This is a genomic window from Algibacter sp. YIN40, from assembly GCF_057219435.1.
Genome location: NZ_JBXVVC010000003.1, coordinates 78,128 through 102,710, shown reverse-complemented (window position 1 = coordinate 102,710; position 24,583 = coordinate 78,128). Strand labels below are relative to the sequence as shown.

Sequence of the window (24,583 nt, the reverse complement as noted above, 5' to 3'; positions counted from 1 at the left end):
GATAATAGTGTTTTAAGTTAAACAGTCATCGAAAACAACTTTGTTTCAGGTTGCTTTCGTTGTAACAATAAATCGAATGCCATACAAATATTCCGAACAAATGGACGGCCTTTTTTAGTCACCTCAACATAATTAGTTCCTATGTTGATTAATTCATCAGCCTCCATTTCTTTCAGCGCAATGAGTATGTCTGGTAATTCATTAAAACATAAACTTTTATCCTTCCATGATGTTTTAAATTGACACATTAGGTTTAGTATATGCTTTCGAATAATCAAATCTTCTTTATTTAAAATATGACCTCTAAAAACAGGTAAAATATTTTCTTTGATTAAATGGTAGTATTCTTCAATCCTTTTTACATTTTGAGCAAAGCCATACCAACTATCACTAATTGATGATACACCCAAGCCAATCATCACTTTGGTTTTAGAGGCCGTATAGCCCATAAAATTTCTGTGTAATTCACCTTCAATCATCGATTGGTATAAACTATCTGTTGGCAACGCAAAATGATCCATACCTATTTCAAAATAACCAATTTCAGTTAATAGTTCTTTCCCATGTTCGTACTGCTGTCTTTTTTCTTTAGCGGTAGGCAAATTGGAATCGTTAAATCCTCTTTGTCCATTACCTTTTATCCAAGGCACATGTGCATAGCTATAAAAAGCTAATCTATCTGGACGCAAAGCCTTGGTCTTAACAATAGTTTCTTTAACATGTTCTAATGTTTGGAATGGCAATCCAAATATAATATCGTGCCCTATAGATGTATATCCAATTTCTCTTGCCATTTCTATGGCTTGCTTAACATTATCAAACGGCTGAATTCTTCTAATTGCTTTTTGAACGGTTTCATTATAATCTTGCACACCATAACTCACACGCCTAAAACCAACATTAAACAAAGCTTGCAGATGCTCTCTGGTGGTATTATTTGGATGCCCCTCGAAGCTAAACTCATAATTTTCAGCAAGAATAACATGCCTTAAAATACCATTTACTAGTCGTTCTAAATTTTCTGGACTAAAGAAAGTTGGTGTGCCACCTCCAAGGTGAATCTCTTTAATTTTTGGTTTATCTCCTAAAATATCTAAATACAAGCGCCACTCTTTTAGCACCGCACTTATATAAGGCGATTCAACATTGTGTTGTTTTGTTATTCGCTTATTACAGCCACAAAACGTGCACATGCTTTCACAAAAAGGCAAATGAATATAAAGACTAATGCCTTCTTCTTCGTTACTTTCGTTAAAAGACTGCACTAATGAGCCTTTCCAACCTTTGAGGGAAAATGTGTTTTGATTCCAATAAGGAACCGTTGGATAACTGGTATAACGTGGACCAGCTACATTGTATTTATTTACTAATGAACTTAACATACCTAACAATTAATAATTCAAAACTACAATTTGGATTTAGCAAATAATATGATATATGTCATATTGAATATTTGCAATTCATTTAATATTCCCCTAACTTTCCATAAAATAAAAAACTACTAAAATGAAAAAAATCAGCTTCCTATTAATTGTATTGGTATTAGTTGTAATCGCTTGTAAAAATGAGAAAAAGACAGGAAAACCTATTGAAATTGAAACTGTTGTTGAAGAGTTAAAAGTAGTTAGCCCTAAAACAGTAAAAGCGTCTTTAAATGCGAAAAGCAATAGTAATGTATCAGGCGAAGTAACATTTAACGAAGTTGAAGGCAAAGTAATTATGACTGCCGTAATGACTGGTTTAGAGCCTGGTGTGCATGCTATTCACTTACATCAAACTGCAGATTGTTCTTCTGATGATGGGAAATCGACTGGAGGACATTGGAACCCAACCAATCAACCACACGGGAATTGGGGAGCTTCAGAAGGCTATCACAAAGGTGATATAGGAAACTTTACCGCAGACGAAGCTGGAAATGGAAAGGTAGAATTTACCACAGACCAATGGTGTATTGGTTGCAACGATGAAACCAAAAATATTGTTGGTAAAGCCGTTATTGTTCATGCAGGGGAAGACGACTTAACATCTCAACCTTCTGGTGCAGCAGGTGCTCGTGTAAGTTGTGCTGGTGTTATTGAGTAATTACTCATTAGATTATTTAAGTAGTTAAGATGGATATATTCTTTTATGGCTTATTTATGGATACTACCATTTTATCAAAAAATGGTATCAAACCATCTAACCCCAGAAATGGGGTCTTAAATAATTATACTTTAAAAATAGGGAATCGAGCATCACTAATTTCATGTAAAATAAAAAATCATATGGAGTTGTCATGACAGTTGATAAGACTTCTATAATAAATCTATATGCCGAAGCTAGTGTATCAGATTATATTCCAGAAGAAGTCAATATTATTATTAATGATAATATTCCTGTAAAAGCGACATGCTATAATTTACCAACCACGTTAATTACTGGTGCTAATACCATATATGCGAAATCGCTGTATAAATTAGTAAGGAAAAAAGGCTTCCCGAAAGAATATTTAGATGAAATTTATGAGCTGTCGAAAACTAACAACAAAATTTAAATGAAAAACCATTCTAAAACTACAAGAAGAAATTTTATTAAAGGGACGTCGCTATTAACAGCTGGTTTAATTGCAGCTCCGTTAATAAATCACGCACAACCAACAACAATAAACAAAGAAGACAAAAGCATTTACTTGATTGGGCCACAAGAAGGGTACACGCTACATGTTGGTACGCTGTTGTCTACTATGACGATGATGCGTAAATGGGTAATTGATACAGTGAAAGACTTAACCATTGAGCAATTAGATTTTCAAATAGATGAACAATCAAACTCCATTGGTGCAATGCTACTGCATCTTGCAGCTACTGAGCGATACTATCAATTAAACACATTCAATGATTTAAAATGGGGAACATGGGATGACGAAATAAAAAAAAAGTGGGACATCGCTAGTGGTTTAGGTGAAAAAGGGCGTGAAATAATTAAAGGCAATGACATTAATTATTATCTAGGTAAACTTGAAGATGTTAGAAAAGTTACTGAGCAAGAATTTGCCAAAAGAGATGATCACTGGCTTATGAAATCTGAATCATTTTTTGAAAGAAAACCAACCAATAATTATTGCAAATGGTTTCATGTGTGTGAACATGAATCGAACCACCGTGGACAAATTAAATTTATTATTAAAAGACTACCATCTTAGATTAAATTAAACTTGATTTCATTATCCAACTTTTCATATATAGACAATTTCTATTTGGAATAAAACAAAAAGCCTATCAAAAAAATTGATAGGCTTTTACTTAGAAAAAAATTTGAGTTAGTCTTTCTTCTTTCCTTCTAGTTTATTTACTGTATCATACATAATTGGTGTCGCGATAAATAAAGACGAATATGTACCTACTATCACACCAACAATTAATGCAAACATAAATCCTCGAATAGAATCTCCACCAAAAATAAAGATAGCTAGTAATACAACCAACGTTGTTAAAGAGGTATTTAATGTTCTACTTAATGTACTACTTAATGACGTGTTTACTACGCGATTAAATTCCCAGCTTGTATGCTCGTTAAAGAATTCACGAATCCTGTCGAATACCACCACCGTATCATTTAATGAATAACCAATAACTGTTAATATCGCCGCAATAAATGCTTGGTCTATTTCCATATTAAATGGCATAAATTTGTACGTTAAAGAGAATATTCCAAGTACAATTAAAACATCATGAAATACTGCTGCAACTGCACCAAGTGAATATTGCCATTTTTTGAAACGTAATAAAATATACAAGAACACTACTATAAGCGAACCTAAAATAGCCCAGAAAGATGCTTGTTTAATATCATCGGCAATAGTTGGACTAACTTTGTAATATTTCATTAAACCAGTGGTTTTCGTATCGGCATCGCTTATAAAATCATCATAAGACATACCTTCTAAATGAGGAATTAAAGCATCATATAATGATTTTCTAATTTCTTCATCTACCTCAGCTCCAGTTTCATTTACTTTATATTTTGTGGTAATTTTTAACTGATTAGCATCACCAAAAGTTTTAGCGTCTGCACTACCAAAAGCATCAGTCAATGTAACCGAAATTTCTGAAGGACTAACATCTTGTGCAAAACGCACTTGATAGGTTCTACCACCCACAAAATCGACCCCTTGGTCTAATTTATTAACTACTAACGACCCCAAACTTAAAGTAATAAAAATTCCCGAAATAATATAAGCAACCTTACGTTTTTGTAAGAATTTGATATTAATATTTCTGAAGAGGTTTTTAGTAATTGCTGTTGAGAAATCTAATTTACCTCCTCTGTTTACGTACCAGTCAACTAATAAACGTGTAATAAAAATAGCTGTGAATAATGATGTACCAATACCAATTAATAAGGTTGTTGCGAATCCTTTAATCGGACCTGTACCAAATATAAATAAGATTAAAGCTGTTAAACCTGTAGTAATATTTGCATCTAAAATTGACGATAAGGCATTGCTAAAACCATCTTGAACAGCTTCTTTTTGTCCTTTTCCTTTGGTAAGTTCTTCTCGAATCCTTTCATATATAAGTACATTCGCATCTACCGACATACCAATTGTTAAAACAATACCTGCAATACCTGGTAATGTTAATACTGCTCCTAAGCCAGATAAAATTCCGAAGATTAAAAGTATATTTAATAGCATGGCAATGTCAGCAAAAATTCCCGCTTTACCATAGTAGAAAATCATCCAGATAAGAACTAATGTCAACGCAATTAAAAATGATGTCGTGCCACTATCAATAGCTTCTTGACCTAAAGATGGCCCCACAACTTCACTTTGAATAATATCAGCCGAAGCTGGTAATTTACCTGCTCGTAAAACGTTTGCTAAATCAATAGCTTCATTTAAAGTAAAATCTCCAGAAATAGAAGAACTACCACCTGCTATAGGTCCAGTAGTTACTCCGGGTGCAGAATACACAACATCATCTAAGACAATGGCTATTTGACTTCCTTGAGTATATGCCTTTCCAGTCATTTCTTCCCATATTTTAGCCCCTTTAGCATTCATCTGCATAGACACTTCAGACTTTCCTGTTGGTCCAAACTGGTTTCTAGCATCGGTCACAACCGCCCCACTTAATTGTGGTGTATTTTCTCTATTACCTACTAAGGCATATAATTCTACTAATTCACTATCCTTCTCTGGCTTACCAAACACAAACTCTGCATAACGTTGTTCTACAGGCAATAAAGATCGAACTTCTGGCATATTCAAATATTCAAGAATAGTTTCTTTATCCTTAAGTTCAAATCTCCCAATAACTGGCCCACCTTGATATCCTGGTCCTCTAAATAAATCTAATAAAGGATTTGCAACCGCTACAGCTGTAGAATCTGTGTCTGCTTCACCTAAAAGATCATCAATCGCTGCATCTTGTGCATCTTCTTCATCTTGACTTTCAACTTCAGCTGTTTCTGTTTGAACATTAACTATACCTTTTAAAGTTTCATTAGCTTGTGATAAAAAACCAAAAAATTGCTCGCCTTTATAAGCATCCCAAAATTCTAATTGTGCCGTACTTTGTATCAATGAAAGTGCACGATCTTTATCTTTTACTCCAGGTAATTCTACTAAAATACGTCCAGAATTACCTAATCTTTGAATTGTTGGTGATGTTACACCAAATTCATCAATACGTTTACGCAATACTTCAAAAGCTGAAACTACAGATTCATCTATTTTTACTCTAATGATATCTTTAACTTCATCATCAGACATACTTCCATCAATTTCCCCATCTAATGCTTTTGTATAAAATATATCTGGTGACGCTAATTTTGTATCGCCTTTAATGGCATCAAAAGCAACGAAGAAATCTTCTAAAAAAGTATTCTGACTATTTTTTTGAAGTTCATTGGCATCCTCTAACGCTTTATTAAAAACGGGTTCTGTAGTGTTATTTGCTAGTCCTTTTAAAATATCTTTTATTGATATTTGTAAAATGGCACTAACACCACCTTTAAGGTCTAAGCCTAATGGCATTGCTTTTTGCTTCACATCATTATAAGAGAATTTTGCAATACCTATATTAAATACTGTATCGGTAGCTTTCGCTTCTAAATAATTAACTTCTTCCTGACTTCTTTTTGCACGATAGTCGGCTTCTGTTTCTGGAACAGCGCTTATGGCTGCTTGTTCCGCTTCGCTTTCAATTTGATTTGCTTTGAATGTAAATGATAATTGATAAATACTTACCAACCCAAACAAAAGCGCGAATAATTTCACTAATCCTTTATTTTGCATTTTTCTGTTTTTAAGTCAAATTTTATGTGAAGATAAATTTGAAATTCACTTATTAAATTGACAATTTATTATGTTTAATTAAAATAATTTAGGCTATTCAATATATATGGAATAGCTTTTTTATGAGATGTTTTTTAGGGATGCTTTAAAACTGAAAATAGTTTCAAATTAACCAATTTAGCAAGCAGGGCCTGCTCTAACTTCTGGAATGTATTGAAGTGTATTATTTATTGCTAAGGCAATAGTACTATGTATTTTTAAAGCTAGTAATGTTTCGGTATCATCTTGTTCAGAATTCGATATTGGAACAGATGCACCCATTTTAGGTTTGAAGAAGCGATCTGCTTTAGGCTTAAATTCTGAAACAACGATTCCATTTAAACCAGAATCAGCATCAGCTGTTTTTTGAATTTCATAAACATCGAGATTATAAGCAATATTCTCATCATGCAAAGGGAAGTTTATAGGCGCTTCTTCTTCATCAGAAGACGCTTCTAATTCAGCACGTATTCTTTTTGAAAGAAGTCCTTTAATTACAGTAATATCTGCTTCACTATAGTAAGTGATTTTTAATCTTCCTGTATCATTTTTCTTAACCTGAAAATTATGTACACCTATATTTTGCAATGTTTCCTTAACAATTGCAATTGTAGCTAGAGTATCTTCAGAAGCTAATTCTACGTCATTAAATTGTAATACAATTTCTTGATTAGGAAGCGTAACTTGCTCTCTATCAATTATGCCAAGTACGGCAAGAAGAACTACTAAAGTACCTATGTACCATTTTTTCATGCGCCAAATATAAAAAAATAAAGACTGTATCACTACAGTCTTTAAATAAATATCCATTTAATAGTTTAAAGATTATAACTCTAATAAGCCATTAGTCTTTTTAACACCTTCAGCGCTTGCTTGCATATGTGCTTTTTCAGCATCACTTAAAGGAACATCAACGATTTTTTCAATTCCGTTTTTACCTAAAATAACTGGCACCCCAATGCAAATATCATTTAAACCATACTCCCCTTCTAAGAATGTAGAACATGGAAACATTTTCTTTTGATCACACGCGATAGCTTGAACTAGCCCACTTACTGCCGCTCCTGGTGCGTACCACGCAGAGGTACCCAATAATTTGGTAAGTGTTGCTCCTCCAACCTTAGTATCTTCTTTCACTTGATTTAATCTATCCTCACTTAAGAATTCTGAAACTTTTATACTATTTCGTGAAGCCTGAGATGTTAACGGCACCATACCAGTATCGCTATGCCCACCAATTACCATTCCATCTACATCACTAATAGGTGCTCCTAACGCCTCCGCTAAACGGTATTTAAAACGTGCAGAGTCTAAAGCCCCACCCATTCCAATAATTCTGTTTTTTGGAAGATTCGTAGATTTATGAGCTAAATATGTCATAGTATCCATAGGATTACTCACAACAATTAGAATCGTATTCGGAGAATGCTCGATCAAGCTAGACGATACCGCTTTTACAATTCCAGCATTAATACCAATTAATTCTTCACGTGTCATTCCAGGTTTACGTGGAATACCAGAAGTAATCACACAAATATTACTATTTGCTGTTTTGCTGTAATCATTAGTAACGCCTGTAATTTTGGTGTCAAATCCATTTAAAGATGCACATTGCATCAAATCCATAGCTTTACCTTCGGCATACCCTTCTTTGATATCTAACAAAACGACTTCTGAAGCAAAGTTTTTAATTGCAATATACTCTGCGCAACTTGCTCCTACGGCTCCTGCTCCTACTACTGTAACTTTCATAAGTTTATATTTAAATTGTTTTTGATAAGTTTAAAATTCTTGTCAAAATTCACAATTTCTAACTATTTAAAACATGACTTATGTTTGTTTTTGTTATTATAAATTTTGAAACACAAAAGTATGAATTAAAATACTTTTAATGAAAAAAGCACAGGATAAAATCCCGTGCTTTTTGTAGTATTTTTTACTTAGAATTTTATCTAAAGCTAAAAGCTATTCCAGCCGAAAAGATATTATACTCTTGCAGCGTATAACTTCCATACATTTTAAAGAACCCTAAGCTTAATCTAGCACCTAAGGTTGCTCCAAATCCACTGGCATCAAAATCTAAATCAATCGGATCTGTTACAGTATCTACAACAGTTCCTCCATTGTACTCCAGATTATATGTTCCTAACATCTTTAGTGTTGAGCTACCACCAGAATAGCCAAAACCTCCATAAATATTAATTATTGGAAAGTTTAAAGAGGCAATTGCTTGAGCAGTAAATGAATTCAAATTAAACTCAGCTTTTTGGTTTTGTCCCGAAAATGTATCTTGATCAATAGCGTAATCTACATTCATTGAAGTATAAGCTGCCAATAAAGAGACATGCAAAGGCAACTTCTCTAACGGTCCAAATATACTTGTGATTTCCTTTTTAAGACCTATACCAAACAAATTTCCTTTAACATCATCATCCCCAATTTTGGGCACAGCACGTAGCATAATATCAAATTTATAAGGAAGTCCTAAACTAACTTGAATAGCTGGTGCAGGAACAGCATTTAGAGGAAGATCATCCTTAATTCCCTCTGGCATTTCAAAGGTAGTAGCTACCGGCTGTCCTTGCACGGTTGTAGTAACAACTAATGATGCAACATTACCAGAGCCTGCAACTGTAGGAGATGTAACTATACCTGAAGGCAAGTTTATTGATTCCAAGCCAGAAAGTGTAAATATTTCATCTTCAGAAGGTACAAAAGAAGCATTAAGTCCAATGGATATATCGAAACCTAATTTTTTATGAACCTTAGCTGTATGATACCATCCGCTATTCATGCCATATATCATTCCAGTCATCGCAGGATTAATATAAGCTTCTGTTAATTTATTAGCATCTTCTCTTGCCGCCAATAAAATGCTTTCAAACTCTTGTGATATTGAAACCTGAGTTCCAAAAATCAATACGATAAGTAGGGTTAACTTTTTCATCTGTTTATTAAATTTGGTTACAACAAAAATATAACATTTTTCACACAAATCAACTTTTAATCGTTAAAAAATACATTTAATCGGATTTTTATTATATTAGCATAAAAAAATGAAAAATAAAGCTTTAGCTTTCCTTTTACTCTTTGTCTTCATATATGGCTGTTCCAAGGACACGGTTAATGAAGAAGATACAATAAACGTATTTGATAATAGACAATTAACAGGAAGTAGTGCTAATGATATTTTATCTGACGACTTATATACAAGTATTGTTATTGAGCTAGTTTATGTGCAAGGGTTTGAACCAACACAAGCAACTATTAATAATTTTGTGTCTTTTTTACAAGCACGAACTTTTAAACCGAACGGAATTATAGTTGAAAAAAGAGCAATTCCCTCACCCGGAATAGAAATTTACTCGATAGAGGAAATAGCCGATATTGAGCGAGAACAACGAACCATATACAATAAAGGTTCCCAACTTGCAATTTGGGCTTATTTTTCTGATGGAAAATCTGAAAATGATTCTGAACAAGATAATACAACTGTTTTAGGTACCGCATATTGGAACACCTCATTTGTTATTTACGAAGAAACTGTTCAAGCATTAAGTAATAGCCCTTTTGAGCCTGATCGAACGGTACTAGAAACGACAATTATTAATCATGAATTTGGTCATATTCTAGGTCTCACAGATTTGGGTTCGCCTATGCAAACAGAACATGAAGATGAAACACATGAAAACCACTGCGACGTAGCTAGCTGTTTAATGTATTGGGCTTCAGAATTTGGATCTGGAATTAGTAATATGAGTGCTATCCCTCAATTAGATTCACAATGTATTGCGGATTTGCAAGCAAATGGTGGGCGATAATATTAATAAAAAATGCCGCTTAAATTAAGCGGCATTTTTTATTTTACAAACTGTCCGGTCTATGCATCAATATTAGCATAAACCGCGTTTTTCTCTATAAATTCTCTTCTTGGCGGTACCTCATCTCCCATAAGCATCGAGAATATTCTATCAGCCTCCGTTCCATTATCAATCTGTACTAAACGCATTGTTCTAAACTCAGGATTCATAGTAGTATCCCAAAGTTGTTCTGCATTCATTTCTCCTAAACCTTTATAACGTTGTATTTTAGAACCATCTCCAAAATCAGACACAATATCATCGCGTTCTTTATCAGACCATGCATATTGTTTTTTAGCACCTCTTTTAACTAAATATAAAGGTGGTGTAGCAATATATATATGACCAGCTTCAATTAGTTCCTTCATATATCTAAAGAAGAAGGTCAATATTAAAGTAGCAATGTGACTACCATCAATATCGGCATCACACATAATTACTACTTTATGATAGCGTAATTTTGAAAGATTTAAAGCTTTACTATCTTCTTCCGTCCCAATAGTAACTCCAAGTGCTGTAAAAATATTTTTAATCTCTTCGTTTTCAAAAACTTTGTGAACCATCGCTTTTTCAACATTCAAAATCTTACCCCTTAAAGGTAAAATTGCTTGAAATGCTCTATCGCGGCCTTGTTTAGCGGTTCCACCTGCCGAATCTCCCTCTACAAGAAATACTTCACATTTAGCAGGATCTTGTTCAGAACAGTCAGATAATTTCCCAGGAAGACCACCAATACTCATTACCGTTTTACGCTGCACCATTTCACGTGCTTTTTGAGCTGCATGACGTGCTTGAGCTGCTAAAATTACTTTTTGTACAATTATTTTAGCATCATCTGGATGTTCTTCTAAATAATCCGTCAACATTTCTGAAACCGATTGACTTACCGCTGCAGAAACCTCTCTGTTTCCTAATTTTGTTTTAGTCTGACCTTCAAATTGAGGCTCCTGAACTTTTACAGAAATAATTGCAGTTAGCCCTTCACGGAAATCATCACCTGCAATATCAAACTTTAATTTGTCTAACATTCCAGAACCATCAGCAAATTTCTTCAATGTATGGGTTAACCCACGACGGAAACCAGATAAATGGGTTCCACCTTCATGTGTATTGATATTGTTTACATAAGAATGTAGGTTTTCGGCATAAGATGTATTATAAATCATCGCCACCTCAACAGGTACGCCATTTTTTTCACCTTCAAATGCAATTACATCTTTCATTAAAGGCTCACGAGTGGCGTCCAAATATTGGATAAATTCTTTAAGTCCTTCAGTAGAATGGAACGTTTCTCCTTCAAACCCTCCATCTTCTTTTTTAGTTCTTTTATCTACCAAATGAATTGTAATTCCTTTATTTAAATAGGCCAACTCTCGTAATCTACTCGCTAATGTATCGTAGCTGTATTCTAAAGTTTGTGTGAAAATTGTTGAATCTGGTCTAAAAGTTACCGTAGTACCCCTTTTATCCGTTTCACCAATTTGCTTAACCGGATACATGGTTTTACCACGCTCGTATTCTTGCTCGTATATCTTACCATCTCTAAAAACAGTAGCCTTTAAATGTTCCGATAAAGCATTAACACAACTTACACCTACCCCGTGCAATCCACCCGACACTTTATAAGAGTCCTTATCGAACTTACCTCCTGCACCGATCTTAGTCATTACAACTTCTAGGGCAGAAACACCTTCTTTTTTATGTAAATCTACAGGAATTCCACGACCATCATCCTCTGTAGTTATAGAATTATCTTCATTAATAATAACTGTTATATTATTACAATGCCCAGCTAAAGCCTCATCAATAGAGTTATCTACAACCTCATATACTAAATGGTGTAAACCACGCGTTCCAACATCTCCAATATACATTGATGGACGCATACGTACGTGCTCCATACCCTCTAATGCCTGAATACTATCTGCCGAATAATTGTGCTTATTAAATTCTTCTTTTGCTTCGCTCATATTCTATTTTTATCTTAATTTGAGTTAGTTTTATTTCATAAAAAAATGACGCAATTGCATCATTTTTTGATACTAACAAATATACGAAATATCGAAGTCAATAAAAAGCATTTTGGCTAGTACATACAATAATTATCAACAATTGTTAATTATTTGAAAGTCGCTTAAATCGCTTAAAAAGTGTCTTAAAATTGATTTTGATTATTTTTTAACTATTCTAAAAGTCAGAATTTTACAAAATGTTTTAAAAGCTCTTAAATGAATGCCTCTCCCCTGAAAAATACATTTTATTCAAAATTTAACGTGATAATATTTTACTAATTATAACTAACTAATTGTCAGATTTTTAAAGGAATTTTGTATATTATTATGAGAAAATCCCTCATTCATGAATTTCAATATTTATAATACAATAATTATTGCTGGAATTTTTCAAGGGATTATTTTTGTGACCGTAGTTCTATGCTCTAAAAAGTTCAGATCTAAAAGCACCCTATTTTTAGCAACCTTAGTATTTTGTTATTCTTTAAGTAATGTTATTTACATAATTCCAGATATTGGACTTATTCCCTTAATTGAAGCTTACCATTACTTCTTTATTCCTCTGGCACCACTGATACCTGTTTTAATTTATTTTTATGTATTATTCTTTTTAAATCCTATACGAAAGCTCTCCTATAATGATAAACTCTTATTTGTGCCATTTATATTTTTTCTTGCTATTTTTTTAGCTTTCAAATTTGCCGTATTGTTCGGTTCGCTTAAAACCACAGAATTGACACCATCCTTTTTATTTTGGATTAGATGTAATGAAATTTTTTCTGTTCTTTATAGTATTGTTTTATTGGTTTTAGTACTAATTAAAGTTTATAATCACCATAAGTTAAAAGAGACATTCAATTTAAAAAAGATTAAATCTAGCCTCGCATGGCTAAAATTAATGCTAACCACCATTTTTTTCTTCACTTTGTTTTGGGCTTATCTTACTTATGCCAATATTTTTGGAAATACCGTTGGTGAAAAAGACTTTTATATTCTCTGGATTTCTATGGCAGCCTTAATCTATTTAATGGGGCATATTGGCATCTATAAATTCGGAGTTCTTAAAGAGCGTAATAGAATTAGACGTTTTATTATTTCTAAGCAAATTGATGTTTCCCAAGTTAGCATAAATCAACATATCAGAGATTTTGAAAATTACCTCAAAGAAGAAAAAGCTTATTTAAACCCTAATTTATCTTTAGAAAGTGTTGCTGAGCACATTAAAATTAGCCCAAGTTATTTATCCAGAACAATACATAATGAACTGGGTACTAGTTTTTCAGATTATGTTCATAATTTAAGAGTTCAAGAAGCCAAATTGTATTTATGTAAATCTGAATTTTCAAATTACACTATGGTTTCTATAGGTCTTGAGGCTGGTTTCAACTCTAGATCTTCCTTTTTTAACACCTTCAAGCTGGAAACAGGAAAAACCCCATATCAATACAAAAAGGAGTGTTTAAAAAATGACTTAAAGTGTTAGTACTATATTGTAATAGTCAAAAAAGAAGTTTATTTAAATATTACTGCATACAAAATAAGTCCAGATAATTGACATCTACAGAAAATTGGACTCCAAAAATAACTCAAGTATATATATTTAAATATCCAATTCTCCCCATAATTTCATCTTCTTTCTCTGAGCATTAATAGCAAAAACACTTATGCTTTTACTAAATGTAAAAGCAATGACATTCTATTAACTCATTTAAAACACTTGAATCATGAAAAATTTTATTTCAATTTCAAAGAGTCCCCTAATCTTTTATGCCTTTTTACTGACTACAACTTTAATGGTCGCACAAACAACACACATAGTTAACAACAACCCAGATGTTTCTACAAATTTTACCGATTTACAGGCAGCTATAGATGCTGCCAATAATGGTGATATCTTGTACGTACAACATTCTCCTTCAAGCTACGGAAATGTCGAATTAGATAAAGAATTAACAATTATTGGACGTTCTCATGCCGATGTGGGTTATACCACCACCATCGGAACTTTAAGCTTAAACGGTGGTGCAGACAATTCTGTTATTAAAGGATGTAGAATTAATAGCGTTAATAGATTAGGTAGTGGCTCTACCATAGACAATGTTTCCTTTAATGACAACAGTATTGGGTCTTTCGATTTAAACAATACTCATAACTGGACCAATTTCACAATTAAAGGCAATGTAATTACAGGCTCCGTGACTATTAGATCTACCATGGAAAATATCGTCATAACAAATAACCTTTTACTAGGTGCGGGCTTTACTTTTTATGAGGTTGAATCAGTATTTTTTAGTTATAATGTTATTGGCTATGGCACCAATTACCCTATTAATAATTTTGACACAGATGACTCTCAACAGTTAAATATAAGTAACTGTATCTTTGTTCTTAATAGTGGTGCCAATAGAACCATTAATTTAAATCCTAATGGTACTAATATTATACAAATAGACAATTGTGTAACCTATAATTATGGTAGTGGAAATTACACGTTTTCGGGCGGCAACATAAATGGAAATGTACAAGAGAACACAAACCCAAATTTTACAAGTGTCAATTCAGGAAGTACTGCATCATTAGCGGGAACTGGCTCAAATTACGACCCTCTAAATGACGATTTAACCTTAACAGATGGACCAGGATTATTTGGTAGTGAAGGCTTATTTGAAGGGTATAATTTTATCAATTTAGGATTACCTACAGGGTATCCCAGTGTAAAAATATTATCCCATGACCCCACCATAGCTAAAAACGGGAATTTAAGCGTTACTATAGAGGCCAAGACTAACTAAGAAAATCCAGAAATCATGAAAACAAAAATCATAACTTGGTTATGCTGTTGTTTTGCTGTACTTGGATTTGGGCAATCTATTGACAAAATTGAGTACTTTTTTAATTCAGACCCAGGACTTGATAACGGTATAGATATTACACCAAATGCCAACTCTGGAAATTTAACACAAACAGAAAGCATCAGCATAAGTTCCTTAACAGGCTTTAATAGCCTCTATATTAGAACCATGGATAACAATGGAACCTGGACCATGTACGAAAAGCGCGTATTCTATGTCACCGATTTTATGCCCATAGTAGGAGCATCATCAATAACAGCAGCAGAATACTTTTTTAATACTGACCCTGGTTTTGGCATGGGTGATCCCATTTCTTTAGGGAGTTTTCCACTAACCTTTTCTATAGACACGTCATTGGAAGGCTTACCTGTAGGATTTAACAGCATCTACGTGCGTGTTAAAGACAATTTAGACGTATGGAGTATATATGAGAAACGGATCTTTTATATAACAGATTTTATGCCTATGGTTGGTGCTTCAAACATAGATGCTGCAGAGTATTTTTTTAATTCTGATCCAGGTTTAGGTAATGGTAAGCCAATAACGTTAGGCAGTTTTCCTCTCATGTTCGATATTGATACTACTTCGGATAATTTATCAGTTGGGTTTAATAATTTATACATTCGAACACAAGATGATTTAGGTGTATGGAGTATATACGAAAAGCGAATATTTTATGTAGAAGACACCTCTAATTTAAACATACCAACAATTACAGGAGCCGAATACTTTTATGACACCGATCCAGGGTTTGGAAATGCCTATGCCGCTTCTATAACAACAACTGGCAATCCTAATGAATTCACCATTGATTTAGGAACCTCACTAGAAACATGCGATTTGCACGATTTTTATATTCGATTACAAAACTCAGATGGCACTTGGGGGCTTTACGATTATAGTGAAGATTTAGATATTTTTGATAACGCACCACCAACAATTGTAGTATTTCCAAATATTACAGCAGAATTGGATGCTAGCGGTCAAGCTTCCATAAGCCTTGCAGATGTAGACAATGGCACATTTGATGATTGTGAATTGGTTTCTGTGGCTCTTAACCAAGCGCAATTCGATTATACTTGCGCTAATTTAGGAAGTAATTCTGTAACCATTACAGCCGAAGATGCAGAGGCTAAAGTAAGTAACCAAAATGTTAATATTAACGTTGTGGACTTAATTAATCCGGTTGCAGCTGCTAAGGATATTACCGTTCAATTAGATGGTACGGGTAATGCAACTATTACAGGAGCACAAATAGATGATGGGTCGAGCGATAATTGCTCTGTAACCAGTTTTTTTCTAGATATTTCTAGCTTTGATTGCAACGATTTAGGAGCAAATAGTGTTACACTAACTGCAATTGACCAAAGTAATAATAGCAGTACTAATGCGCCAACGGCAACCGTTACCGTGCAAGATGTTATGAACCCAACAGTGGTAACACAAAACATTAGCGTGCAACTAGATGCTTCAGGTAGTGCTTCAATAATAGCAAATAATATTGATAACGGATCCACAGATAACTGTACAATAAGCAATCGTAGCTTAGATGTTTCAGCGTTTACTTGTGCCAATTTAGGAGCTAATGTAGTGACACTAACAGTTACCGATCAAAGTGGAAATTCAAACAACAATAATGCAACTGTTACCGTTCAAGATATCATTCAACCAACAGTGGTAACACAAAACATTAACATGCAATTGGATGCTTCAGGTAATGCTTCAATAACAGCAAATGATATCGATAATGGTTCTACAGATAATTGTACAATAAACAATCGTAGTTTAGATGTTTCTTCGTTTACTTGTGCCAATTTAGGAGCTAATGTAGTGACACTAACAGTTACCGATCAGAGTGGAAATTCCAATAATGACACAGCTACGGTAACGATCGAAGATATGATAGACCCTGTCGCTATTGGTAAAGATATTACGGTCGACTTAGATGGAAATCCATCTGTAAGTATTACCGCTAACGATGTCGACAATGGATCTTCTGATAACTGTGGGTTCTCATTGAGTATAGATATAGACACTTTTAATACAGAAGGTGTTTATCCTGTGGAATTAACTGCAACCGATGGTTCTGGAAATACACATAATGTAACCGTTATGGTAACTGTTGAGGACACTTCTTTGGGAATTGAGGATTTTGAAATTGCTGCCAAAAATATTTTGGTTCACCCGATTCCAACTGATAATATTTTAAGCATTACCACAGAATTAATAATTGACAAAATCACGATATTCGATTTATCTGGTAAAAAGATTCGAAGCGAGACGTTTTCTAAAAACCAAATAGATATAGGTAATTTATCTTCTGGATTATACTTTATCAAGTTTGATGTTGAAAACAAAGCTTTAATAAAACGAGTAATTAAAAAATAAAACACTTAATCAACAAAAAGGCCAATAACATTTAAAGTATTGGTCAACTATCTTAAACGACCATTTCTTTGAAAGCAGGAAAACATTATTATTTTAAAAGTGTTTTAATTAATGATTTCCAAGTTCTGGAACTGTTTTCTTAGGAATGGTTTTTATTAAAAAAATAAAAACTAAACAATTCCCACATATTCAGAAGCAACTTTTAACTAAGTGCAAGTTTTTTTTAATATTATGATTTATCTCAAAAACTACATCGATTAAATTATTAGATATGATAATTAATTTAGGAATTCAACCATTAACAAAAGATTCTAATAAAATAAATTATTTCAAAAGCTATTTGAATGCAGAAAAAAGTGTTCTTTTATCATTTTCAAACAATTACATCTTCAAATTGAAACATATATTTCCCATATTTAAATATATTTTTTATAACTTTAAAAAACTAATCAAATTCACATATTATGAAAAAACTATTATTATTTGCATTTGTGCTTGTGTTTACAGGTACTGCATTTGGCCAGATTGCCTATTTGCAATATCGCAATGTACCCGCTGAGCACCAAGCTAAATTCGAAGAAAGAGAAACCAAACATTGGTCGAAAGTTGCAAAAGCTGCTATTGAAAAAGGCCAAATGACTGGATGGACCTTGTGGCATAAAGTTGGAGTTACTAAATCTGATGCCCCAAATTATGTATTTGTCAACTCTCATGAAAGTTTAAAACAACTCGATGCTAATATGTGGGGAGAAAATATGGATGCTTTAGGTGATGTAAAACCAGAGGATGTGGAGACCAATTCTTTTACAACAGTTACATTTGATTATTATATACAAATGGAAGATTTTGTTGCTGGAGATTATAAGTATGCAATTGTTAACTATGCAAAACCAACAAATTTGGGGCAGTTTATTCAGGAAAATAAAACGTTATGGAAACCTTTCCACGAAAGCAATATTAAAAATGGAGGTGGCATGACAGCTTGGGGTATGGCTTCAGTTATTTATCCAAGTGGTAATCAAGATCGTTTTAGCGTAATGACATGGGACGGATTTAATAAACTTTCTGACGCCCTGAATTACTTAAGTTATCGAGCTCCATCTGATGATTCTAATTCTGGAGATAATCCTTTTGCCGAAATTATGTCTGAATCTAAAATGGGAGAAATTCTTCCTGATGGATTTAATTATAGCATTATATATGAACGTGTTATGACTATAGAATAAATAATTATAATAAAATACAATTTATATTAATCAACTGTCTACCGGTTTATACTTTTTATAATTTTGGCTAGAAAATCAGTCAGTTGTTGAACCAATAATAAATAATTGAATCCTTAAATTATAATTCATAACCAAAAAGAAAGGCCAATATGATTAAAATATTGGCCTTTCATTTAAAAAACCATTTCGTTGAATGCAGGAAAACATTATTATTTTAATAAGTGTTTTAATTAATGATTTCCATGTTCTGGAACTGTTTTCTTAGGAATGATTTTATTAAAAAAAATTAAAAACTAAACAATTCCCACATATTCATAAGCAACTTTTAACTAAGCTCAAGTTTTTTTAATAATATTATAATTATGCTAAGTTAGTTCGAACAAATTGTGTGCAGTACATTTTTTCTACATATATTTGATCTCAGCAAAACGTAATGATAAATAATAACAATAATAATTTCAATAATCCTAATACTTAGGATAGGAAGGTTATTGTTTAAAAATATATGAAGCCTTCCTAATACGGAAGGCTTTTTTTAATCTAAATATTTAGAAAGATGAGTAAAATTATGACAGTCGACATATTGTCGAGTATTAAAGGAGCACAGCCATCTGAAGCAGTGAACAAATTGTTTGAAGTTATTAAAAATGCCAACCCAAATAATAATAACTCTTTTATTAATAATCATAATTATAGTGTGTCATTAGATGACTTAAGGGATGATGTGGTGATTGAAAGTTCTGTAACTGAAAAACAAATCATCATCGAAAATTTTCCTAAAGAAAAGAACGGCTATTTAGTAGTATCTAAAGTTATTGAAGCATAAATTATGGAATCTCAAATACATAAAATTCATCTACAACTGGTAAACAGAAAAATAACTTGTACCAATTTGATTCAAGAGAAGTTAGATTTACTAAAAAGCAATACTCATAATACGGTCAATTCCTTGCTTGATAATTTAGCTCTTGATTTAGCTGCAAAAGTAGACGTAAAAATTGCTAAAGGCGAAGCTATAGGGTTACTAGAAGGCATCCCATTTGGCATCAAAGATGTGTATATGGTCCAAGGCACTTACACAACTGCAAGTTCAGACTTGCTTAAAAATTATAAAGCGGCTTACACAGCAACTGCCATTCAAAAATTATTGGATGCTGGGGCTATACCTTTAGTTAAAGAAAACTGTGACAGTTTCGGGCATGGATCATCAAGTGAAAACACCATTTTTGGAGCTGTAAAAAATGCTATTAACCCGGAATTGGTGGGAGGTGGTTCTAGTGGTGGTTCTGCTGTTAACGTTGCTAATGATTATACTGTTTTTTCTATTGGTGGTGATACTGGTGGTTCTGTACGTCAACCAGCAGGATATAATAATGTTTATGGTTTAAAACCTACTTACGGACGTATTTCGCGTTTCGGATTAATGGCTTATGCATCTTCTACGGATTGTGTTGGACCTATTGCAAAATCAATAGAAGATATTCGTATTGTTTTGAATGTGATGAGCGGTAAAGATGTAAAAGATCAAACCACTTACTCTTCCACGGAAATATCGCAAGATGCTATTTCATCTTCTGAAAACATAAAAACCATCGGTTATTTTAAAAACTTTATTGAAACTGATGCGATTGACGCTCAAGTGAAAGCAGATTTTCTTGATACCATTGAAAAAATAAAAGCTAAAGGTCTTGAAGTTAAAGCACTGGATTTCTTTGAATCGAATACCTTAGTTTCTACTTACTATACAGTAGCAATGGCCGAAACAGCTTCTAACCTATCAAGATTAGACGGCACAAATTACGGAAACCGTATTGAAGCAGACAATTTAAAAGAAACTTATGCTGTAACACGTTCAGAGAACTTCTCAGAAGAAACGAAACGTAGAATTGTTGGAGGAAATCAAGTATTATCCCAAGGATTTTCGGATGAAATATATTTGAAAGGATTGGCGCTACGCGATAGTATATCTGAAAACTTTGAAAAAGATTTTGAACAGGTAGATATCATCTTATCACCCGTTACGCCAAACACACCACCAAAAATTGGAGAAAGCCTAAAAGACCCTTTAGCTATGTACTTATCTGATGTTTATACTGTTGGTTTTAGTCTAGGTCAATTACCAACGCTTACTGCCCCTCAGGGTACAGAAACGGGATTACAAATTACAGCCGCTAAAAATAATGACGAACTCGTTTTGAAGTTTGCTAACTTCTTAAAAGATACGCTATAATGGAATTAGAACAATTAAACGACTTATTAAAAAAGCACGAGTTAGAATTAGTTATAGGACTGGAAACTCACGTACGTCTCAATACAAATACAAAGTTATTCTGTTCTTGCCCTAATCAAGAAATAGAAACACCTAATCAAAATATTTGTTCGGTTTGCACAGGACAAATGGGAGTTTTACCTGCAATAAATAAAGAAGCTATTACAAAAGCAATTTATTTTGGGAAAGCTGTAAAATCGACTTTTGAGAATGATGTCATTTCATGGGATAGAAAACATTACGAGTATCCAGATAACCCGAAAAACATACAGATAACTCAGTTTCACAACCCCGTTATTCCTGACGGCCAAGTGTCTTGTTTCCGTAATGATGGCTCACAGTTTACAGTAAATTTAACACAGGTGCATATTGAGGAAGATGCTGCTAAACTAGTACACGAAAAGAAAATTTCTTTGGTAGATTTTAATAAAGCTGGCGTGCCTTTAATTGAAATTGTTACCGAACCTTGTATTCGCCATATTGAAGATGCTTCAACTTACGCACAATACATTCAGCGTATTGTTCAAAATTTAAAAATATCTGAAGCAAACCTTGAAAAAGGTGAATTTAAATCGGATGTTTCGGTCTCGCTTCGTAAGAAACGTGATTATAATTTAAATCCGCGTACCGAAATAAAAAACTTGAATTCGTTTAAGTTTATGGTAGAAGCTTTAAAAGAAGAAGTTGAAAAACAACTCAACTATTTCTTAGAACATAACGAATTTAGACCAGATCAAACTACTGTGCTTTGGGATGCCGATTTAAAGCAAACCAATACCATGCGAAAAAAGGAATATGAAGCAGATTATCGTTTCATATCTGAACCCGATTTACCATTTGTAAACATTAAAAATGTTGTAGAAAGCATTGATGTCGACACTAGCACACTACCATTTGCGGTAGAACGTATTTTAATTAAAGGTGGTGTTTTACCTCAAGACGCCAAATTTTTTACGGCAGATTCGTTACGTTCTGAAACTTTTGTTGCGATTAACAACATCATAAAAGAGCCATCTTTTGTTGCTAAAACTTTAACTAATAATATTAAACCAGAAGACTACTCAAACATTGAACAAATTTCAGACTTCATTGAAATATTCAGTTTGTTTAAAGATGAAAAAGTTACACCTGTTTTAGCGCAACATGCGATTAAATCTTTGCTAACAGATTCTCAATTTGATTATAGAACTTACTTTGAAGACCACTCTATTTCAGAAGAAAAAATTACTGATGCTATTAGAGAAGTAATTTCTAACAACGAAGGAGTTGCAAATGACATTAAATCTGGAAACCAAGGTAAAGCAGGTATTTTAGTTGGTAAGGTAATTGGCATTATTGGTAAGGGCGCTTCAGGAAAAGTAATTCGCGAAGGGATTTTAAGCGCTCTTACTGGTTATACTGATGAAAAATCGCAAACCGAAGACGGAAGCAAGACGGATATTATGCCGAGTGAAGTCGAAGCACAATCAAAAACCAAAAAAGACGAAGAAGTTCTGCCAGAAATCCCGTTAGTAATTAAAGAAAATTACCGTACACATAAAGCCTCACAGCTAGCGGAAGAATCAATTTCTAAAAAAGTAACTTTAGCCGGATGGGTATCAAGTGTGCGCGACCATGGCGAACTTGTTTTTATCGATTTAAGAGATTCTAGTAACGAGATATTTCAGGTACGATTAAGCAGAGAGTCCTTTCCAAATTTAGACGACCTTGTAAAGTTAAAACCAGAATCTGTAATTACTGTTACAGGTATTATTGTTCAAAGAAAAGCAGATGACTATAATGCATCGCTAAGAACTGGAACTATAGAATTAGAAACATCGGAATTAGAGATTCTAAACCTTTCTAAAACACTACCATTTGAAATTAAAAGAGCTACAAAAACAAATGAAACCGTTCGTTTTCAATACAAATATTTAGATCATAGAAACGATTCTGTTAGACGTGCCATAGTAAATCGCCATAGAGTGATTAAACTGATGCGAGATATTTTAGATGAACAAGAATTCTTAGAAGTAGAAACCCCTATTCTTACAGCAGGAACAGACGAAGGTGCACGAGAGTTTATTGTTCCCACAAGAAAAAAAGCAGGTCATTTTTACACATTACCACAAGCACCACAACAGTTTAAGCAGATCTTGATGGTTTCTGGATACGAAAAATATTTTCAAATTGCCCGTTGTTTTAGAGATGAAGATTCTCGTGGCGACAGACAACCAGAATTTACACAACTAGATATAGAAATGGCATTTGCCAGTATGCAGCAAATAATAGATTTAAACACTAAAATGTTTAATGACATAGTCACAAAAATCTATGGTAAGAAATGGCTTTTGCATCCGTTTGAGATTATTACTTATAAAGATGCTATGGATAAATATGGTTGCGACCGTCCCGATTTACGTTTTGGCTTACAACTTCAAGATATTACCGAAATTGTAAAGGAAACCTCTTTTCAAGTATTTAGTAAGCCAATTGACGAAGGGGGTATTGTAAAATGCATTAAGGTTTCGGCAGAAGAACAAGGTAAAAAGCGCTTATCTAAAGGTCAAATTGAAAAATTAACAAGTATTGCTCAGGATTATGGTCTTGGTGGATTAGCCTATATTATTGTAAATGAAAACGATTTACAATCGCCAATCATTAAATTTTTGGGTGAAGATATTGCGGCTGGTATTATTAAAACCACCAATGCTCAAGTTGGGGACATTGTATTTTTCTCTGCTGCAGATTATGAAACGGCTAACAAAGCCCTAGATGCTGTAAGACAAGAACTTGGTAAAATGCTCAAGCTAATAAATTCGAAAGAATTAAGGCCTGCATGGGTTGTCGATTTTCCAATGTTTGAAAAAACAGATGACGGCCATTGGACTTTTACACATAATCCGTTCTCTATGCCTGCGGTTTACGATATTGATAAGCACATGAACGGCAAAGAAGATGAAATAGGGGCAATTATAGCTCAACAATACGATCTTATACTAAACGGTTACGAAATTGGAGGTGGCTCCATTCGTGCGCACAAGGCAGACATTCTTGAAGCGACTTATAAAAACATGGGGTATAATAAAGAAGAAATGTTGAAAAGTGTTGGAACCATGTATGATGCCTTCCAATATGGTGCACCACCACATGGTGGTATTGCATGGGGTGTGGACCGGTTGATGATGATTTTAGAGAAAAAATCTTCTATTAGAGAAGTTATGGCATTTCCAAAAACAGGTACCAGTGAAGATTTATTATTTGGAGCGCCTTCTCCTCTATCTGATAAAAAGGTTGAAGAAATGAATGTGAAGGTTATGAGAAAGTAATAATACTTTTTCTGAAAAAATTACTTAGTGAAATTAATAATAATTCCCGGTAGTTTTCTGCTGAGAATTTTTAATGAAGATTAGTCATTATTAGCGATTTTATAGAGTTAGAAAACTCAGAATATTTTACAGGTGTTTTGTATAACACTCTACTTAAAACAAATCGCTATGTTATACAAAATGCATGATTCTATACTATTAATTTTATAACTGTTTACGGGAGATTTTTAAAATTTATCATACCTTGTTGGATGAAAATAAATACAGACTTATTTAAGAGTTGAGGGTCATTGCACAAGTGACGTGTTACTACGCTGCAAAAAAACCATCACTCATAGGAATAGGTGGT

At 33.4% G+C, this 24,583-nt stretch carries 17 protein-coding genes; 11 read left to right on the top strand and 6 right to left on the bottom strand.

What is annotated here, in order from left to right; translation table 11 throughout:
• Positions 1-17: 17 nt before the first annotated feature.
• Positions 18-1,382, bottom strand: a complete 1,365-nt coding sequence (hemN, locus tag AC2D6V_RS11285; RefSeq protein WP_484648300.1) for an oxygen-independent coproporphyrinogen III oxidase — start codon at positions 1,380-1,382, stop codon at positions 18-20.
• A gap of 124 nt (positions 1,383-1,506) precedes the next feature.
• On the opposite strand from hemN, the gene AC2D6V_RS11280 reads away from it, so the two are divergent.
• From AC2D6V_RS11280 to AC2D6V_RS11270, 3 genes are all read left to right on the top strand, one after another.
• Positions 1,507-2,082 (top strand): superoxide dismutase family protein, encoded by a 576-nt coding sequence (locus AC2D6V_RS11280; RefSeq protein WP_484648299.1) that lies wholly within the window; start codon positions 1,507-1,509, stop codon positions 2,080-2,082.
• A gap of 193 nt (positions 2,083-2,275) precedes the next feature.
• Positions 2,276-2,533 carry a hypothetical protein gene (locus AC2D6V_RS11275; protein ID WP_484648298.1) on the top strand — a complete coding sequence of 86 codons (258 nt, stop codon included), beginning with the start codon at positions 2,276-2,278 and terminating at the stop codon, positions 2,531-2,533.
• Positions 2,534-3,181, top strand: a complete 648-nt coding sequence (locus tag AC2D6V_RS11270) for a DinB family protein (protein WP_484648297.1) — start codon at positions 2,534-2,536, stop codon at positions 3,179-3,181.
• A 117-nt stretch (positions 3,182-3,298) separates the two neighbouring features.
• On the opposite strand, the gene secDF is transcribed toward AC2D6V_RS11270, so the two are convergent.
• From secDF to AC2D6V_RS11250, 4 genes are all read right to left on the bottom strand, one after another.
• A complete protein-coding gene (gene secDF, locus AC2D6V_RS11265; RefSeq protein WP_484648296.1) occupies positions 3,299-6,280 on the bottom strand; it encodes a protein translocase subunit SecDF in 2,982 nt (993 codons plus the stop codon).
• 177 nt (positions 6,281-6,457) lie between these two features.
• Entirely contained in the window at positions 6,458-7,072 is a 615-nt protein-coding gene (locus AC2D6V_RS11260; protein WP_484648295.1) for a hypothetical protein, read from the bottom strand.
• 72 nt (positions 7,073-7,144) lie between these two features.
• Entirely contained in the window at positions 7,145-8,071 is a 927-nt protein-coding gene (gene mdh / locus AC2D6V_RS11255) for a malate dehydrogenase (RefSeq protein WP_484648294.1), read from the bottom strand.
• Positions 8,072-8,267: 196 nt separating this feature from the next.
• The gene (locus tag AC2D6V_RS11250) at positions 8,268-9,266 is read right to left on the bottom strand and encodes a DUF6588 family protein (protein WP_484648293.1); all 999 of its coding nucleotides are present in this window, start codon (positions 9,264-9,266) and stop codon (positions 8,268-8,270) included.
• A gap of 109 nt (positions 9,267-9,375) precedes the next feature.
• On the opposite strand from AC2D6V_RS11250, the gene AC2D6V_RS11245 reads away from it, so the two are divergent.
• Positions 9,376-10,140 carry a membrane metalloprotease gene (locus AC2D6V_RS11245; protein ID WP_484648292.1) on the top strand — a complete coding sequence of 255 codons (765 nt, stop codon included), beginning with the start codon at positions 9,376-9,378 and terminating at the stop codon, positions 10,138-10,140.
• Positions 10,141-10,199: 59 nt separating this feature from the next.
• On the opposite strand, the gene gyrB is transcribed toward AC2D6V_RS11245, so the two are convergent.
• On the bottom strand, positions 10,200-12,149 hold the full coding sequence (gene gyrB, locus AC2D6V_RS11240; RefSeq protein WP_484648291.1) for a DNA topoisomerase (ATP-hydrolyzing) subunit B: 1,950 nt from the start codon (positions 12,147-12,149) through the stop codon (positions 10,200-10,202).
• A 388-nt stretch (positions 12,150-12,537) separates the two neighbouring features.
• On the opposite strand from gyrB, the gene AC2D6V_RS11235 reads away from it, so the two are divergent.
• From AC2D6V_RS11235 to gatB/aspS, 7 genes are all read left to right on the top strand, one after another.
• On the top strand, positions 12,538-13,674 hold the full coding sequence (locus tag AC2D6V_RS11235) for a helix-turn-helix transcriptional regulator (RefSeq protein WP_484648289.1): 1,137 nt from the start codon (positions 12,538-12,540) through the stop codon (positions 13,672-13,674).
• Positions 13,675-13,915: 241 nt separating this feature from the next.
• Entirely contained in the window at positions 13,916-14,983 is a 1,068-nt protein-coding gene (locus tag AC2D6V_RS11230) for a hypothetical protein (protein ID WP_484648286.1), read from the top strand.
• A 15-nt stretch (positions 14,984-14,998) separates the two neighbouring features.
• Positions 14,999-17,431: a T9SS type A sorting domain-containing protein gene (locus AC2D6V_RS11225; protein WP_484648283.1), complete on the top strand. Its 2,433-nt coding sequence runs from the start codon at positions 14,999-15,001 to the stop codon at positions 17,429-17,431.
• A 464-nt stretch (positions 17,432-17,895) separates the two neighbouring features.
• Positions 17,896-18,657 carry a hypothetical protein gene (locus AC2D6V_RS11220; RefSeq protein WP_484648281.1) on the top strand — a complete coding sequence of 254 codons (762 nt, stop codon included), beginning with the start codon at positions 17,896-17,898 and terminating at the stop codon, positions 18,655-18,657.
• Positions 18,658-19,213: 556 nt separating this feature from the next.
• Positions 19,214-19,483, top strand: a complete 270-nt coding sequence (locus AC2D6V_RS11215) for an Asp-tRNA(Asn)/Glu-tRNA(Gln) amidotransferase subunit GatC (RefSeq protein ID WP_484648279.1) — start codon at positions 19,214-19,216, stop codon at positions 19,481-19,483.
• Positions 19,484-19,486: 3 nt separating this feature from the next.
• Positions 19,487-20,887, top strand: coding sequence for an amidase family protein (locus AC2D6V_RS11210; RefSeq protein ID WP_484648277.1), 1,401 nt, complete (start codon positions 19,487-19,489; stop codon positions 20,885-20,887).
• Positions 20,887-24,234 carry a bifunctional amidotransferase subunit GatB/aspartate--tRNA ligase AspS gene (gatB/aspS, locus tag AC2D6V_RS11205; RefSeq protein ID WP_484648275.1) on the top strand — a complete coding sequence of 1,116 codons (3,348 nt, stop codon included), beginning with the start codon at positions 20,887-20,889 and terminating at the stop codon, positions 24,232-24,234. The genes AC2D6V_RS11210 and gatB/aspS overlap by 1 nt, the downstream gene beginning before the upstream one ends.
• Positions 24,235-24,583: the final 349 nt, after the last annotated feature.

Excerpts from the sequence above, each read along its gene's own strand:
- hemN (WP_484648300.1), bottom strand. The coding sequence starts at position 1,382 with ATGTTAAGTTCATTAGTAAATAAATACAATGTAGCTGGTCCACGTTAT.
- AC2D6V_RS11280 (WP_484648299.1), top strand. The coding sequence starts at position 1,507 with ATGAAAAAAATCAGCTTCCTATTAATTGTATTGGTATTAGTTGTAATC.
- AC2D6V_RS11275 (WP_484648298.1), top strand. The coding sequence starts at position 2,276 with ATGACAGTTGATAAGACTTCTATAATAAATCTATATGCCGAAGCTAGT.
- AC2D6V_RS11270 (WP_484648297.1), top strand. The coding sequence starts at position 2,534 with ATGAAAAACCATTCTAAAACTACAAGAAGAAATTTTATTAAAGGGACG.
- secDF (WP_484648296.1), bottom strand. The coding sequence starts at position 6,280 with ATGCAAAATAAAGGATTAGTGAAATTATTCGCGCTTTTGTTTGGGTTG.
- AC2D6V_RS11260 (WP_484648295.1), bottom strand. The coding sequence starts at position 7,072 with ATGAAAAAATGGTACATAGGTACTTTAGTAGTTCTTCTTGCCGTACTT.
- mdh (WP_484648294.1), bottom strand. The coding sequence starts at position 8,071 with ATGAAAGTTACAGTAGTAGGAGCAGGAGCCGTAGGAGCAAGTTGCGCA.
- AC2D6V_RS11250 (WP_484648293.1), bottom strand. The coding sequence starts at position 9,266 with ATGAAAAAGTTAACCCTACTTATCGTATTGATTTTTGGAACTCAGGTT.
- AC2D6V_RS11245 (WP_484648292.1), top strand. The coding sequence starts at position 9,376 with ATGAAAAATAAAGCTTTAGCTTTCCTTTTACTCTTTGTCTTCATATAT.
- gyrB (WP_484648291.1), bottom strand. The coding sequence starts at position 12,149 with ATGAGCGAAGCAAAAGAAGAATTTAATAAGCACAATTATTCGGCAGAT.
- AC2D6V_RS11235 (WP_484648289.1), top strand. The coding sequence starts at position 12,538 with ATGAATTTCAATATTTATAATACAATAATTATTGCTGGAATTTTTCAA.
- AC2D6V_RS11230 (WP_484648286.1), top strand. The coding sequence starts at position 13,916 with ATGAAAAATTTTATTTCAATTTCAAAGAGTCCCCTAATCTTTTATGCC.
- AC2D6V_RS11225 (WP_484648283.1), top strand. The coding sequence starts at position 14,999 with ATGAAAACAAAAATCATAACTTGGTTATGCTGTTGTTTTGCTGTACTT.
- AC2D6V_RS11220 (WP_484648281.1), top strand. The coding sequence starts at position 17,896 with ATGAAAAAACTATTATTATTTGCATTTGTGCTTGTGTTTACAGGTACT.
- AC2D6V_RS11215 (WP_484648279.1), top strand. The coding sequence starts at position 19,214 with ATGAGTAAAATTATGACAGTCGACATATTGTCGAGTATTAAAGGAGCA.
- AC2D6V_RS11210 (WP_484648277.1), top strand. The coding sequence starts at position 19,487 with ATGGAATCTCAAATACATAAAATTCATCTACAACTGGTAAACAGAAAA.
- gatB/aspS (WP_484648275.1), top strand. The coding sequence starts at position 20,887 with ATGGAATTAGAACAATTAAACGACTTATTAAAAAAGCACGAGTTAGAA.